General features: G+C 40.0%; 14 protein-coding genes. 3 read left to right on the forward strand and 11 right to left on the reverse strand.

All coding sequences use genetic code 11. The features are described 5' to 3' along the window. Window position 1: 1 nt before the first annotated feature. The 3 genes from CYJ36_RS13240 to CYJ36_RS13250 all read right to left on the reverse strand — a co-directional run bounded on the left by CYJ36_RS13240 (window position 2) and on the right by CYJ36_RS13250 (window position 3,872). Entirely contained in the window at window positions 2-622 is a 621-nt protein-coding gene (locus CYJ36_RS13240; RefSeq protein WP_101567743.1) for a DUF47 domain-containing protein, read from the reverse strand. Between the two features lie 495 nt (window positions 623-1,117). Next, entirely contained in the window at window positions 1,118-2,380 is a 1,263-nt protein-coding gene (locus tag CYJ36_RS13245; protein WP_101567744.1) for a dicarboxylate/amino acid:cation symporter, read from the reverse strand. A gap of 463 nt (window positions 2,381-2,843) precedes the next feature. Continuing rightward, window positions 2,844-3,872, reverse strand: a complete 1,029-nt coding sequence (locus CYJ36_RS13250) for a DctP family TRAP transporter solute-binding subunit (RefSeq protein ID WP_101567745.1) — start codon at window positions 3,870-3,872, stop codon at window positions 2,844-2,846. Between the two features lie 107 nt (window positions 3,873-3,979). Between CYJ36_RS13250 and CYJ36_RS13255 the strand changes: the two genes are divergently transcribed. Together CYJ36_RS13255 and CYJ36_RS13260 are read left to right on the forward strand one after the other, a co-directional pair. Further along, window positions 3,980-5,557 (forward strand): ATP-binding protein, encoded by a 1,578-nt coding sequence (locus CYJ36_RS13255; RefSeq protein ID WP_101567746.1) that lies wholly within the window; start codon window positions 3,980-3,982, stop codon window positions 5,555-5,557. Then, entirely contained in the window at window positions 5,557-6,246 is a 690-nt protein-coding gene (locus CYJ36_RS13260) for a response regulator (protein WP_101567747.1), read from the forward strand. The genes CYJ36_RS13255 and CYJ36_RS13260 overlap by 1 nt, the downstream gene beginning before the upstream one ends. Before the next feature lie 3 nt (window positions 6,247-6,249). Here CYJ36_RS13260 and CYJ36_RS13265 read toward each other — a convergent pair whose 3' ends face one another. Continuing rightward, entirely contained in the window at window positions 6,250-7,569 is a 1,320-nt protein-coding gene (locus CYJ36_RS13265) for an MFS transporter (RefSeq protein WP_101567748.1), read from the reverse strand. A gap of 237 nt (window positions 7,570-7,806) precedes the next feature. Between CYJ36_RS13265 and CYJ36_RS13270 the strand changes: the two genes are divergently transcribed. After that, window positions 7,807-9,294 carry a SulP family inorganic anion transporter gene (locus CYJ36_RS13270; protein WP_374702804.1) on the forward strand — a complete coding sequence of 496 codons (1,488 nt, stop codon included), beginning with the start codon at window positions 7,807-7,809 and terminating at the stop codon, window positions 9,292-9,294. 35 nt (window positions 9,295-9,329) lie between these two features. Here the strand turns inward: CYJ36_RS13270 and CYJ36_RS13275 are convergent, their stop codons facing one another. The 7 genes from CYJ36_RS13275 to CYJ36_RS24085 form a co-directional block, all read right to left on the reverse strand. Beyond that, the gene (locus tag CYJ36_RS13275) at window positions 9,330-10,052 is read right to left on the reverse strand and encodes a ThuA domain-containing protein (protein ID WP_101567750.1); all 723 of its coding nucleotides are present in this window, start codon (window positions 10,050-10,052) and stop codon (window positions 9,330-9,332) included. 381 nt (window positions 10,053-10,433) lie between these two features. Continuing rightward, window positions 10,434-11,255, reverse strand: a complete 822-nt coding sequence (locus tag CYJ36_RS13280; protein ID WP_180850305.1) for a carbohydrate ABC transporter permease — start codon at window positions 11,253-11,255, stop codon at window positions 10,434-10,436. Next, window positions 11,255-12,118: a carbohydrate ABC transporter permease gene (locus CYJ36_RS13285; RefSeq protein WP_101567751.1), complete on the reverse strand. Its 864-nt coding sequence runs from the start codon at window positions 12,116-12,118 to the stop codon at window positions 11,255-11,257. The genes CYJ36_RS13280 and CYJ36_RS13285 overlap by 1 nt, the downstream gene beginning before the upstream one ends. Before the next feature lie 513 nt (window positions 12,119-12,631). Then, window positions 12,632-13,864: an ABC transporter substrate-binding protein gene (locus CYJ36_RS13295; RefSeq protein ID WP_101567753.1), complete on the reverse strand. Its 1,233-nt coding sequence runs from the start codon at window positions 13,862-13,864 to the stop codon at window positions 12,632-12,634. A 109-nt stretch (window positions 13,865-13,973) separates the two neighbouring features. Next, complete coding sequence (locus tag CYJ36_RS13300) at window positions 13,974-14,984, reverse strand: LacI family DNA-binding transcriptional regulator (protein ID WP_101567754.1); 1,011 nt, start codon at window positions 14,982-14,984, stop codon at window positions 13,974-13,976. A 110-nt stretch (window positions 14,985-15,094) separates the two neighbouring features. Continuing rightward, complete coding sequence (locus tag CYJ36_RS13305; protein ID WP_180850307.1) at window positions 15,095-15,937, reverse strand: alpha/beta hydrolase; 843 nt, start codon at window positions 15,935-15,937, stop codon at window positions 15,095-15,097. A gap of 17 nt (window positions 15,938-15,954) precedes the next feature. After that, the gene (locus CYJ36_RS24085; RefSeq protein WP_101567756.1) at window positions 15,955-16,185 is read right to left on the reverse strand and encodes a hypothetical protein; all 231 of its coding nucleotides are present in this window, start codon (window positions 16,183-16,185) and stop codon (window positions 15,955-15,957) included. Between the last annotated feature and the right edge of the window lie 84 nt (window positions 16,186-16,269).

Below are 16,269 nucleotides of genomic sequence, written 5' to 3' on the forward strand. Positions count from 1 at the left end.
CTTACGCGTTCTTCATGATGATAGTTTCAAGTGTATTCGCAACACCCTGACAGCTATCAGCAATTTCTTCTAGCGTTTCGTAAATCTCTTTATATTGAATGATTTTAATCGGGTCTTTTTCGATTGCAAATAAATTTTTCACAGCTGTACGCAAGTAATTATCACAGTTTGACTCAAGTTCCTTTAAACGAATAGCATGTGTGCGAATATCGCTTAATTTCTTGTTTGAAAGCAAGTCAATTGATTTGGCAATTTCGATCGTACACTCATTAATTGTGTCAACGAATTTTACCATGTAGTCAGTTGGTTTTGTTACAGAGTACATTTCAAACAAGGCTGCGGAATGCTCGATGCCATCCAATACATCGTCCATAATCATCGCAAGCTGAAGAATATCTTCACGTTCGATAGGAGTTATGAAAGCTTTATTCAATTCCATGATAATGGTATGAACAAAAGTGTCGCCTTTTGACTCATAATCCTTAATTGTTTCTGAGAACACTTTAAGATCATTGGCATTATTGATTTTGTAATCAACAAAATACTGCCCTGTTTCTTTTAGATTTTCAGAAATTTGACTTAACATTTCAGAAAACTTATCTTTTCTTCTTTTGATAGCCATTATTATTCCTCCAAGGAGCCATATATTTTTTCTTTTTCTCTATATTTGCAACTTAAAAAGTATATACGCTAATGTCGAATCCGAAAAGACTTTGTCGTTAATTTTAACAATTTCTTTACAAACTATTAATATAAGTAAAATATTTCTATGGTATAGAAATCCAATATGAATTTAATTTTCTATTAGATGCCCTTAAATTACTGTTTTCACCCGTTAATAACTTCAGTAATTATTCATACCGAGCCCCTAGATTAGACCACAAAAAGCAAGCACTTGCATTTACACTTACAAGAGAAAGCACACATTTTCTTGCTTGGCAGCAGACCGGATTACTATGTTTTTCGCCTTATGATCCAGGACGCTCGGTATACTATCCGCTGGAGCCATTTAATTATCCGGAAACCAGGAGTTACTATCCGAAATCTGTGTTTTATTATCCGATCGGAAATAGAAAATCAACAAAAAAAAGCGGAAATAATCCGCTTTTTCCAAGTTCTACTTTGCAATTGAGATTTTTGCCGTCTCCGACTGTTCTGCTGGAGGATGAAACTCATCTTCCATTTTAGATACAACTACTGTTGCCACACCGTTTCCTATCAGATTTGTAATCGCACGTGCTTCAGACATAAAACGATCGACACCGAGCAGCAGAGCGATTCCTTCAACTGGGATCATCGGGAATGCCGCAAGTGTTGCAGCCAATGTAATAAATCCTGAACCTGTTACTCCTGCTGCTCCTTTAGAGGTTAACATTAGAATTCCAAGCAAAGTCAGCTGCTGCCAAATACTAAGGTCTATACCATATGCTTGCGCAATAAACATCGCGGCCATTGATAAGTAAATGGATGTGCCATCTAAATTAAATGAGTATCCTGTTGGAATGACGAGCCCCACAACTGATTTTGAACAACCGTATTTCTCCATTTTCTCCATCATTTTCGGCAATGCAGACTCAGATGATGACGTTCCAAGGACAAGCAGGATTTCTTCTTTAATAAATGCGATGAATTTTATTATGCTGAATCCATAATATTTTGCAATCGCACCAAGAATTAATATGATAAAAAGGAACATTGTAATATAAACTGATCCCATCAATTTTCCAAGAGCAACAAGTGAGCCTAAGCCAAATTGTCCAATTGTGTAGGCCATCGCGCCAAAGGCAGCAAATGGTGAAACTTTCATGATCATATTTACAACACCAAAGAAAATATCTGTCAGCCTTTCAAATAAAACTACAACCGGCTTTGCTTTTTCTCCGATCGCCGCCATTGAGATTCCAAACAAAACAGCAAAGAATAAGATCGGGAGCAATTCTCCCCCAGCCATCGCACCTACTACATTTTCAGGAATAATGCTGACGACAAAATCAACAAATCCATGGCTTGTTTCTTCTGCCCCCTTTGTATATTGTGATACATCTCCGCCTTCAACGGATTCTGTGTTAAAGCCGTCTCCAGGCTTAACAATTCCAACTACAATAATTCCTATGGCAAGTGCAAAGGTTGTTACAATTTCAAAGTAAAGAAGTGCCTTGCCTCCGATTCGGCCAACCTTCTTCAAATCTCCCATGCTTCCAATTCCAATCACTACCGTAAAAAAGATGATTGGCGCAATGACCATTTTGATCATTTTAATAAAGACATCTGCCAAAACCTTCAGTTCAATCCCAAATGCCGGAAACAAAAAGCCAACCGCAATACCTAAAATAATACCAATGATTACTTGAACAGTCAGATTTTTAAAGTTAATTTTCATGATATCCTCCGTTCTATTATTGATAACGCTTACAAGAATATCTTCATATTAACTGATAATTTAGAAATCACGATTGTTTTGGTAATAATGGTCTTTTTGTTCTTTTTGGTCATCACCTAAACGAAGGGTAAAATTCCCTGCTCCGATTCAAGACGTATTGTGGCTGATATCCTCGATATTTGGGGCCAACCCTCGACTTATTCCGGCTGATATCCTCGATATTCCGGCCAATTCTCGACTTATTCCGGCCGATATCCTCAATATTCCGGCCAACTCTCAACTTTTTCCGGCCGATAACCTCAATATTCCGGCCAACTCTCGAACTTCTTCCGGCCAAATTCTGAAAACAGTTCGATTAACCCTGTCATGTACTTATCAGAAGTCTATTAATCTGTTTGCACTCACAGCTTGTTTTCATTAGGACAAAAACGAAAAGCTGCCGCATCTTGTGCAGCAGCCCGTTCTATTGCAGATTTTGAATATCTTTAATCCAAGTATCACCGTATTTAGCAGCATATGTTTCATAGAGAGGCATAAAAACCTTTCTCCATTTCTCTTTTTCTTTTTCATTCAGCTCATATATTTTCATGTTCGAGGTTTCTTTCATTCTGCTGAATTGAGTGTCATTCATCTCTTTTGATTCATGCAGCATCCAGATAGTTGTTTCATCCATTGCTTCTTGAATATGAGTTTGCAGTTCAGGTTCTAATGAATTCCAAAATTCTTCATTCATTAAGACAGAATACCCCAAATAGCCGTGATTTGAAACAGTCATATCCTTTTGCAGACGATAAAATCCTTTTGAGTAGATATTTGAAATCGTGTTTTCCTGCCCGTCAAATTCATTTCCCTCCAAAGCAATGTAAACATCATTGAATTCTGCAGCTTTTGGAATCGCATGCAGCAATTCAAATTGCTTTGCGATTAAATCACTGGGCATGATTCTAAAACGCTGGCCAGAAAAGTCCTCAGGTGCAATCAATGCACCATTGCTGCTCGTCATTTGCTTGAAGCCATTCCCCCATAAAGCGAGGCCCTTTATGTTTTCTTTTTCTAATTTGCTTAATAATCGTTCCCCGACTTCACCTGTATAAACATTCTTCACATGCTCCACATCTCGGAAAATAAAAGGCAAATCAAGCACCTGCCATTCAGGGATGACCTCTGTCATTTTTGAATAAGAAGGCGCAATCATTTGAACATCGCCGCGTTTTAGTGCCTTAAGCTCTTTTTCATCCGAATACAGAATCTCATTCGGAAAAACCTCAACTTTTATTTTCCCATCTGTCCTGTCTGCAATGATTTCGGCAAATTTTTCGGCAGCTAACCCTTTCGGCGTATTTTCAGCAACTACATGGCTGAACTTAATCACGATTTGATCGTTTAATCCTTGCTGTTCATCATCGTCTTCTATTTCAGGCATAGGATCATGCGAAAATACTGCAATTATTAATAGCACAGTTAATAGACTTGAGCTAATGAACCATTTCATTTTTTTCACCATTTCAATCAGTTTTTTAGTAGATTCATTGTATCATGACATTTTAATGCATGTTACAATGAAAGATATTTTATTCTTCAGAATAATGAGGAACCTATATGAACCGTATCTCAATCTTATGGAAAATTGCAGGTTTGATCTTTTTTATATTAGGCTTTTCTCTTTTTCTCGCAGGAATTGTTTTAATAGGCAATTTTATCAGCGGAAAAGAAGAGGAATTAACGGCACGCTCTTTCGTTACATCACAAACAGTCGCCGAACTTCCGGAAGTGAAAGAGGCGCTGGACCACAATAAAAACGACCTGAACAAGGTTGTAGACCGAATAAGAACCATTAACAATGCGGCTTACATCGTTGTTTTGAACATGAACCGGGAAAGATTGACACACCCAGTCAATGAAATGATAGGAATACGTTCCAAGGGAAGCGATGAAGGACCAGCCTTTGCTGAACACTCTTATACATCAAAGGCTAATGGAGAAAACGGAAACGTCATGCGTGCATTTGTACCCGTCATGAATGATGACCACGAGCAAATCGGAGTCGTGCTTACCGGATATAAAATACCAACCTTTCTTGAAGTCCTGTACAGTCTTTCATTTGAGATTTTCATAACATCCAGTCTGTCGCTGCTATTTGGAGGCTGGGGCGCCTGGATACTGGCACGGCAGATTAAAAGGCAAATGTTTCAGCTTGAACCCCATGAAATCGCAAGACTGCTTGTTGAGCGTACCGAAACGTTTAATGCCATGCACGAAGGTGTAATTGCGATTGATACGAATGAAAAAATAACCATTTTTAATAAAAAAGCCATGAATATGATGCAAATTGAAGGTGAGGTTATTGGGAAGTCCATTAGAGAAGTCATTCCTGATACTGCCTTGCCTGAAATTCTTCAGCTCGACCGCGCCATTTACAGCAAAGAACTTAACGTGAGGAATTTAAACATATTAAGCAACCGGGTTCCAATTAAAGTGAAAGATCGGACTGTCGGGGCAGTTGCTATTTTTCAAGACCGGACTGAAGTGAAAAAAATGGCTGAAGAACTGACCGGAGTACGTGCCTTTGTAAACGCTTTACGTGTGCAAAATCATGAATACAATAATAAGCTTCATACGATTGCAGGCCTTATTCAGCTTGGCAATCATGAAAAAGCGCTTCAGTACGTTTTTCAGTCAACTGAAGAACAAGAAGAATTCATTCAATTTTTAAGTAAAAACATACATGATGAAAGCATTGCAGGTTTGCTCCTTAGTAAAATCCGGCGCGGAAAAGAATTAGGAATCACCGTTGATATAGACCGCAACAGCAAATTTCTTACTTTCCCTAAAAAGCTTGATCATCATGACTTTGTTCTTATCCTTGGAAACTTAATTGAAAATGCTTTTGATTCTTTCAAAAACCATACTGGCTCAAATCAGCATATTTTCATAAGTATTGAACAGGATGCGGAGATTTTAACGATATTGGTTGAAGATAATGGCTGCGGAATAAAAGAATCCGATTGCATGCGAATTTTTGAACATGGCTTCTCTACGAAGGGAGGACATGAACGCGGAATCGGATTATATTTAGTAAACCAATTAATCCAGCAGGCAAACGGCTCGATTTCAGTTGATTCTGAAGCAGGTGCCGGAACAAGCTTTACGATTACTTTTTTTAAGGAGGAGATATGATGTCAATTCATCCAGTATCCGTGCTTCTTATCGAAGATGACTTGATGGTTCAGGAAGTGAACCGGGGGTTTATAGAAAAGATTGACGGTTTCGAAGTAATTGGAATCGCAGCAAATGGGGTAGATGGCTTAAATATGGTGAGAGAGTTTGCACCTGATCTGATTCTCATCGATATGTATATGCCGAAAATGAATGGGCTTGAGACGATTCAGGCCATTCGGGCTGAGGGTCATTCTTCTGATATTATAGCGATAACGGCTGCAAGTGATATGGAAACGGTTCGAAATGTTTTACTGCATGGAGCAGCCGATTATTTAATGAAGCCATTCAAATTCGAACGGCTGAAACAATCATTGGAAAACTATTCAGCATACCGCAGCAAACTTAAGGATAAATCACAGCTCACCCAAAAAGAACTTGATACAATCCGTTTTTCCAAAGAGGAACCCAAAGAAAAAAAAGAACTCCCAAAAGGATTGCACGAGGTTACACTGACTAAAATCCTTTCCTTCCTCTCAGATCAACGTGAAGCTGTTTCTGCAGAAGATGTCGCTCTAAACGTAGGGATTGCGAGAGTCACTGCCAGAAGATATCTGGAACATCTTGAAAGAGAAGGCCAATTAGAAATCGATATTCAATATGGCGGAGTAGGCAGACCTGTTAACAGATATCTTATTTGCGGAAAATAATGATTAGGTCTGCTTCCCTTCTTGGTTTTCATTCAGTTCAATTTGCCTGATATCACCCAGTACCACGATGTAAAAAAACAATCCAATAACTAAAACCACAGCTGCAATGATAAATGCTAAATCAAATGATCCTGTGACATCCACAATATACCCTGTTAATAGAGCTGCAATAATGCCGCCAAACAAGTTGTTCGCAAAATTTACGATTGAACTCATAATTGCCGTTGTGCCTGGCGGTGCAATTAAAGCAGAAATGGTCCATCCAACCGGAGCTGTTGCTGAGATGCCAGCCAGACCAATCGAAATGAATACAATTGACAGCACAGCATCTTCCGTAAAAATAGAGCCTATGAACGTTAACCCGATTGTCATTCCAAACAGAATGACATAACGGTACACCTTTGTTTTTTCATGTCCTTTCCCAATTAGATAATCGACAAGCCATCCTCCTACAAAAATACCGACAAGTGCCGCAATAAGCCACGGAATTGCGGTATACAATCCAGATTGCAGCAAGTCTAATTCGAATTCCGTTTTAAAAAAGGTAGGAAGCCACGTCAACAGCAGATTAAATGTGTACCCGTAACCAGTAAACCCAATGGTCAGCCCCCATACCTTTCTATTCAAGAAAAGCTGTTTCAGCATATTCTTCGTATCATATGGATGCGGATGTGTTGTACCTGCACCGTATGCCTGTAAATAATTAATTTCCTCATCTGAAATTCTTTTATGCCGTTCAGGCTCATCATAATATCTCCAAAATACAATCGTAAAGATGACATTTAGCACTCCGATTGCAAAAATGGCAGTTCTCCAATCAAACACAGTTATCATAATCGCGACAAGCGGTGCTCCAATCACATTTGAAAGCTTCGCAGATGAATCAAACAGCGCATTTGCCAGACCGCGTTCATGATTTGGAAACCAATTCGCCGTCGCTTTGGATGCAGCTGGGAAAGCAGATGCACTTGCAGCACCTGTCATGAGCCTTAATGCATATAAAAACAGCTTTCCATGAACAAATGCAAACAGAAGAGACAACACACTCCAAATCACCATACTGATTCTAGTGATCCATCCGACTCCCCACCTGTCAAGCAGCCCGCCAATCGGCAGCTGCATAAACGTGTAGGAATATGTATAAATGGAAAAAACAAGCCCTATTTCAAATGCGCTAAGCTCAAAGCTTTTCTGTACTTCTGGCGCCGCAACCGAAATCGCAACCCGATCAAAATAATTTAAAATAATCACACTGCAAAGCAAAGCTGAAATGCTCCAGCGGGTATTTTTGCCGCGAGGACGTTTAATTTGCTCGTTTCCCATAGGCTGTGAACATCCTCTCCATAGGTTATATTGGTATGTTTCACCTAATGGGAGAATTAAACACACAATTGATTTTTGTTTTACATACTAAAATGAAGCATCCATGAGATAAAAGGCGAAATAACTTTATTTATACGCTTACTTACTGTTACCTAAAAAAGTAAAAACATGTTATAATCCCTTTCATTACCTACGGTCCCGACTTTCATGAGAGTTGAAAGTCAAAAACACATAATAATGATTAAGAGAGGTGCAGACTTGAACATTCACACAATAAAACAGGAATGGTTCAGCAATATCCGCGGCGATATTTTAGCAGGTATTGTCGTAGCTTTAGCCTTGATTCCAGAAGCTATTGCATTTTCCATTATTGCAGGTGTAGATCCAATGGTTGGATTGTACGCTTCCTTTTGTATTGCCGTTGTCACTGCTTTTATAGGTGGAAGACCGGGCATGATTTCAGCTGCTACTGGAGCGATGGCCCTTGTCATGGTAACACTTGTTGCAGACTACGGATTACAGTATTTATTGGCTGCTACCATATTAACGGGAATTATACAGATTGTTCTAGGCTTTTTGAGAATAGGAAAAATAATGAAATTCATTCCCCGATCGGTCATGATTGGCTTTGTAAATGCACTGGCAATCTTGATTTTTACATCTCAGCTTCCCCATTTTGCAGGGGAGTCATGGATTATGTATGCAATGGTCGCAGGATCTTTGTTCATTATCTATGTTTTGCCGAGATTCACTAAAGCTGTTCCATCCCCGCTTGCAGCAATTGTAGTTATTACGATTATCGCTGTTGCTACAGGAGCATCAGTAAGAACAGTTGGTGACATGGGCCACTTGACGCAAGCTTTGCCAATGTTTATGATTCCCGATATCCCATTGAATTTAGAAACTCTGAAAATTATTTTTCCCTATTCTTTTGCTTTAGCATTAGTGGGATTACTAGAATCCTTACTAACTGCCCAAATCGTTGATGATATGACGGATACAGGCAGCGATAAAAATAAAGAAGCTAAAGGCCAGGGTGCTGCAAATATCGCAGCAGGATTTTTCGGAGGAATGGCTGGGTGTGCGATGATTGGCCAGTCAGTAATTAATGTGAAATCCGGCGGCCGCGGCAGACTTTCAACATTCGTGGCAGGTACTTTTTTGATGGTACTCATTATTCTCTTAAATGATTTGCTTGTCCAGATACCTATGGCAGCTCTTGTAGGCGTCATGATTATGGTTTCAATCGGTACATTTGACTGGTCTTCACTGACAAGACTTCATATCATGCCGAAAGCGGATGCTGCAGTTATGATTGTAACAGTAGCAACAGTCGTGCTTACGCATGATTTATCTAAAGGCGTTTTAGCCGGTGTATTGCTCAGTGCGATTTTCTTCGCTGCAAAAATTTCTAAGGTGACTGTGGAACAAACACCTGGAAAACATTCAAAAACCTATTACGTAAAAGGTCAATTGTTTTTTGCATCTGTGATTGAGCTTGTGTCTAAATTCGACTTCAAAGAAGCAGCTGACAAAATTACAATTGATTTTACTGATTCCCACATCTGGGACGATTCAGCAGTTGGTGCAATTGATAAAATTGTTCTTAAATATCGGGAAAACGGAAAAACGGTTATGATTGTCGGATTGAATGAACATAGCTCTTTATTGGTGAAAAGGCTTGCCATCTATGATAAACCCCAGGCGAAAGCGGCTAACCACTAAAAAAGATGCAATCCAAAGGATTGCATCTTTTTTCTTTATGATTTGACTGTAATCTTCTCAAGCGGCTGAGCATTTCCGTAAACAGGATACTCTCTCTTCGTTGGTGCTGCCCAGTTTGCTGCATTCAGCAAGACTTTTTGAATTTCTTTGTTATGGTAAGTTGGATATGTTTCATGACCTGGACGGAAGTAGAAAATCTTTCCGTTTCCTCTTTGATACGTGCAGCCTGAACGGAATACCTCTCCGCCTTCAAACCAGCTGACAAAGACTAATTGATCTGGTGCCGGGATATCAAAGTGCTCGCCGTACATTTCTTCTTTTTCGATTTCAATGTACTCACCGATTCCTTCAGTAATCGGATGAGAAGGATCAACGACCCATAGACGTTCTTTATCATCAGCCTCGCGCCATTTCAGGTCACAAGATGTACCCATCAGTTTTTTAAAGATTTTAGAAAAGTGCCCAGAATGAAGCACAACTAAGCCCATTCCCTCAAGTACACGTTTTTGAACACGTTCAACGATCTCATCAGAAACCTCATCATGCGCAAGGTGGCCCCACCAGAATAAAACGTCTGTCTCGCTTAATACTTCTTCTGTTAAACCATGCTCTGGCTGATCTAAAGTAGCAGTCGTTGTATCCATGCCATTTTCTTTTAAGTAATTAGCAATCGCACCGTGAATGCCTTCAGGATAAATTTCTGCTACTACTGGATTCTTTTGTTCATGACGGTTTTCGTTCCAAACAGTGATTTTCATTAGTAAAACTCCTTATAGTCGATTTTTTTTAATATTTAAGCTGTTTTCAAATTGATTGTTGTTTTTGGTTAAAATTTACCCGTGATTTCCGCTGCAGGCACTTGCTTTCCGCTGGGAGGGATGTAAGCCTCCTCGGCTATGCCAGCGGGGTCTCCCATTACGCTCTATTTCCCGCAGGAGTCAAGTGCCTTCCGCTACAATCCACTATAAGTTATAACCATTTTTTCTAAAACAACAAACTTTATGAAAAGAGCCAATATTTAAGCTAATCTTTCTTTTTCAATATACAATAATCGGGCTTATTTTTTAACAAATATTATATATTGTTGTTTCCATAAAGTTTAGAAACGCTTTAAATCTATTAATTTATTAAAAGTGACGCTATTTAATAGATCCCTTCATTACCCCGCTGATGATCCATTTTTGTGCGAAAACGTAGACAATAATCATTGGAATTAATGCCAGCAAGTAAGATGCAAATGCTAAGTTATAATTTGTACTGAACTGCGATTGGAAAATATATTGCACGAGCGGCAATGTCGCCATTTCGCTGTCGCTCAGAACAACAAGAGGCAGGAGAAAATCGTTCCAGGCGCCAAGGCATGTAAGAATCGCGACCGTTGCATTCATTGGTGCAAGCAGCGGGAAAATCACCTTCCAAAACACTCCCCACGTAGTGGCGCCATCAACAATTGCAGCTTCTTCCAATTCTTTCGGTATAGATCGGATATACCCTACATAGATAAAGATGTTAAATGACAGATTATAAACGATATACAGAATCACTAATCCTACAAGATTATCCATTCCCCATAATGCTGTTTGTCTTACGATGGGGAGCATGATGATAGGGAACGGGATAAACATGGCACTGACAAAATAGTAAAATGTATATTTATAAAACTTCTTATGCATGTTGCGTGCGATCGCATAGGCAACCATTGAATTTGTCAGCACAGTAAAAATGACAACCAACACTGTGACGAACACGCTATTTTTTAATGCATGAAAGAAATTCGTCATTTCAATGGCTTTTTCAAAATTATCAAAAGACCACGACTGCGGCAATGCCATCAAATTCCCTGCCATTTCCTGAGGTGTTTTAAAGGCAATCGTAATGGCCAGATATAACGGCAAGATAATGAACATTGCTCCTAAAATTAAGAGGATGGTAACAGGCCAGTTCGTCTTTTTGCTGATCATTAGTTCCCCACCTCTCTTTTTTCAAGAATTTTAAGCTGGAAGATCGAAAAAACAATGATCACAATGAAGTAAATGACTGCATTTGCAGATTGATAAGCAAATTCTCCGCCCTGGAAGCCGCCTCTATAAATCAGCAGAGAAATCGATTCTGTTGATTGGCCAGGACCGCCGCCGGTGAGCGCGATGATTTGGTCAAATACCATAAGAAAACCTTTCATGGATAAAATCATATTGATCGTGAAAAACGGTGCGATCAGCGGAAACGTAATTTTCCAAAACTTTGTCCAAACTCCTGCTCCATCAATGCTTGCTGCTTCATACAAATCCTCTGTAATGGTTACAAGTCCCGCAAGATAGAGAATCGTATTAAAGGCAATCGCCTGCCAAACGGCAACAATGACAATTCCAATCCACGCAAGATTCGGATCTCCCAGGATATTCTTAGATAAAGCTTCAAACCCTGCTCCTCCTGCAAGATCCGGAATAAAATGAGTGAAAATGAAGTTGAAAATAAAACCAACAATCAAAATGCTTAAAATGTAAGGCATGAAATACACAGCCCGCAAAGTCTTCTGAAACTTAATCTTCGCATTAAGTCCCATCGCCACAAGCAAGCTGAAAAAATTAACTAGGATCGTTGAAATGATTGCGAATTTAAATGTAAAACCGTAGGCATCAAGGGCTCTTTCATCCTTAAATACATTCAGGTAATTTTTCAGCCCGACAAAATTCCATTCCCCGTATCCTCTCCAGTCCGTAAAACTGTAGAAAATCCCCTGCAGGGCAGGATATGTATGAAAGATAAAGAATAGAAAAACAGCAGGAACTGTCATGATCAGGAATACTTTATTTTTATTGTTCATCGGTTCATCTCCTCAATAGAAATGCGGAATTGCCCGTTTAGCTCCGACAGACAGATAAGGATCCGACAGAAAAGTCCTGATTTGACTTTTTTGGCGGAGCTGTTCTGGACGAGGAGTTGGGCGATGCAGCTGGACAATATAGAAATGCGGATCCGCCCGTTTAGCTCCGACAGACAGATAAGGATCCGACAGAAAAGTCCGGGTTTGACTTTTTTGGCGGAGCTGTTCTGGCCGAGGAGTTGGGCGGTGCAGCTGGACAATATAGAAATGCGGATCCGCCCGTTTAGCTCCGACAGACAGATAAGGATCCGACAGAAAAGTCCGGGTTTGACTTTTTTAGCGGAGCTGTTCTGGCCGAGGAGTTGGGCGGTGCAGCTGGACAATATAGAAATGCGGATCCGCCCGTTTAGCTCCGACAGACAGATAAGGATCCGACAGAAAAGTCCGGGTTTGACTTTTTTGGCGGAGCTGTTCTGGCCGAGGAGTTGGGCGGTGCAGCTGGACAAGTCACTTTTAGCGATCCTCGACCTTTTCCCACTCTCTATCCAATTTCTTTAAGAACGTCTCTTTCTTTTTCTCTATCAGAAATTCCTGAAGAATGTTTTCCGCTCCCATTCCGGCAGGATAATAGTGATCTTGGAAACTAGTAATCGTTCCCTGTTCAAAGTTTTCTTTGATTCCTTCAAAGACAGGATCCTCTTGAAAAACTCCTTCTATAGCTGAAAATGCCTTTTGCTCATCGATGTATCGCTTTGATGTTTCTTTTTCCGTCATAAATTCCAGAAATTTCATTGCTTCTTTCTTATGTTCGCTGTCTTTGCTGATTGTCAGTAAAACGTCGACCCCTGAAACAAGCTTGTTTTTCTCAGGGTCATTTGTGACAGGCATCGGAAAAACGCCCAGATTTGCATCCGGATTTGCTTTTAAAATCTCTGGAATGGCCCAGTTTCCTTGGATGTACATAACCCCTTCCCCAGCTGCGAATGCATTATTTCCATCTCCATAGGCAACTCCGAGATTGTCCTTGTGGCCATATTCCGTTAGCGTCAGCATCTTGTCTGCCACTTCGTCATAGCTTTTAACAAACGTTGTCTTCCCTGAACTTTTCTTGTCTGCAAATTCTTCACCAGCTATGTTACCCCCTAAAGAGTTCCAAGAAATCATTCCGGTCCAAGCGTCCTTAAGCGTAAAGTAAATTGGTATTTCCCCCGCAGCTTTAGCTTTTTCTAAAATCTCGATAAACTCGTCCCACGTTTTCGGCACTTCCAATCCTAGTTCTTCAAACTTCTGCTTGTTGTATATAACAGCATTTGCATTTGTTGCATATGGAAGACCGAAAACACCCTCTTGTTCAGGTCCGACTAAGCGATCAATCATATCAATATAGGATGGCTGAATCTTTTCAACGAGTTCAGAATCAGAAAAATCATGCAAGACGCCCGCTCTTCCCAATTCGCCATATGTTGCATTCCCTGCAATAAACATTAAATCTGGGATATCATTCTTGACCAGCCGGGTTCTTAACACGGTTTCAGCCTCTGGAGGAGAATCGAATTTAATTTTGATATCCGGATTTTCAGCTTCGAACTCCTCAATTAATCCTTTATATGTATTTATGTTTTCCGATTTATTGGACAGCAGATTCAGCGTTACCTTTCCATCGTCATCTTCACCGGAAGAGCATCCTGCCAAAATGGACGTTCCAAGTATTAAAGCCGCTACTGCTGCAGTCATTTTCCTGATCATTCATTTTGCCTCCTAATTCAGCATAAGTAAGAGTAAACGTTTACTTTATTTATTAAAAAAACTTCTTTATTGACGTAAACGTTTACGTTAATGACTTAAAAGAAGAATATCACTCTTCTTTTTTCAAAACACTGCTTCTTTCCTTTATCGAATGCGGCATAATCCGGCTTTCTACAAGCTGATCACCGTTCATCATGTCAAATATCATTCTTGCTGCTTTTTCTCCCATTTCATAGAATGGCTGGGCAAGTGAGGTTAATGGAGGAATCGACATTTCAGCAATTTTTAAATTGTCATAGCCAATGATTGATAGGTCCTCGGGAATCTTAACCCCCATCTGAAAAGCCGCAGAAATCGCACCAAATGCAATTTCATCGCTGGCTGTAAAAACGGCTGTAACCCCTGGAGCCTGGTTCCTCAGTTTCTTTAAGCCGTCCATTCCATCTGCAAAGGTAAATCCTTCACTATAGACGATTTGGCTGTCTTGGATAGGCAGACCATGATCCATTAAGGCATTCTTAAATCCTTCAATTCTCGGTTTGCCTGCAATCAGATCATTTCGGTTTCCACTTATCATCCCTATCCGAGTATGGCCGTTTTTTATCAAGTATTGTGTGGCTGAATAAGCCGCATGCCGATCGTCCACTTTTACATATGGAACGGAATAAGCCCGCGATTCTGTAGAAAGAAGGACTAAAGGAATATTCATTTTCTGTATAAATTCGTAGTATTCTTCTTTCAGCACTTCACTCGTAAAAATGATGCCGTCGACTCGCTTTTCATTCAGCAGCTGCAGGTATTTCATCGTTTTTGAGCCATTCGATTCTGTATGGCAGACAATGACGCTTGAACCATGAAGATGAGCTGCTTTTTCTATACCTGCCAAGAGCTCCGTCACTAGCATGCTTGAAAGTGCGGGGAATAAAACCCCAATCGTAGACGTTTTCTTGTTAATCAATCCTCTTGCAATTGCGTTTGGATGATAGTCCAGCTCTTCAATGGCCTCAAGCACTTTTCGTTTCGTTTTTTCTGAATAGCCTTTCTGATTATTGAGAATTCTCGAAACGGTCGCAATCGAAACATTTGCTTTCTTAGCTACATCTTTGATGGTATATGTCATGTCCCACCTTCTTCCGATCTTTAAGTAAACGTTTTCGTAAAATTATAGTACCACCAAATGAAAGCATTTACAATCATTATTTTCATACAAAAGAGCGCATGAATTGCGCTCTAATTTGATGTGCCCCAAATGAAATTGCCGACTTCCTCATCGACTTCCTTATTTTCATGCAGCCCATTATGTGTCGCTTTCTTAGAAACGATGACTTGCTCCCGATACTTGTCTGATGTGACGACTTCTCTCATTGATGTCGCACTTTTCACAGAAACCAACCCATCTCCATCTTCTTGTTCACTGATTTTGCCCGCTATTGAATACACTTTTGTATGTGGATCAAAGTTGCCTTTTTCAGCATAAAGTTCTTTAATTGCCAGTGAGCCTGCGATTAAGTCATGGTCATTCTCGCCATACCTTTTTTGAAAAACCTCTTTATTAATACCTTGAAATGGAGAACCGATTGTTACGAGCTTTTCTACTTTTGGAAACTCCTTTTCCTGTCTCGTTTCCTGAATATAATTGACAGAAACAAGACCTCCCATAGAGTGAGCGACAATGTTCACCTTATCGTATCCATATTCAGATTTTAAGAGCTTCAGTATATTTCCAAGTTCGATGCTTGTCTTTTCAAAATTCGAATCATTCTCTTCAAAAAATACTTGGATAAGCGGGTTTTCCACTTTTTCTTTTGTAAGGGATTCACATTCAGCAACTCTCTGTTCAGACGTGCAAATCAGCGTTTTCTCTCCCCACTCCCGTTCAGTCTGGAATCTTTCCATCATTCCCTTAAAGGAATTCAGCGAGCCCCTGTATCCGTGAACAAAAACGGTCGGTGTCCCTTCATGCTTTACATCACTCGCACCGGTGGATTGGTCCGGCTTCACAATTTGTATGATAAAAAGAAGAGCCATTAAACTAATGCCCGTTATTAGTGCAATATTCTTTTTTGATTTCATTTCAGGCAATCCCCTCATCATGTCGTTTTCTTGTCGTAAGCTAATGTATACCCTTTAGCATGGCTCGTTAAACCGGGATTTATCGGAGAGCTGTGATTCCGGCCGATTGATGAGTTTTTCCGGCCAATTACAGGAATATTCCGGCCAAAAAACCAGTTTTCCGGCCAAATTCCGAAATTTTCCGGCCAATTCCAAGGATATTCCGGCCAAGCTCTTCTTTCACAGTTCTTCGCTCCATAACTTGCCATCTTGACAATTGTTATTCACATAACGTACTTCAATCATCCTCTACCTTTGCTTCTTGCGACCCTTTTAGGAGATAATAAGAGTGA

Origin of the sequence: Bacillus sp. UMB0893 (assembly GCF_002858905.1) — a bacterium.
Lineage (GTDB): Bacteria > Bacillota > Bacilli > Bacillales > Bacillaceae > Bacillus_P.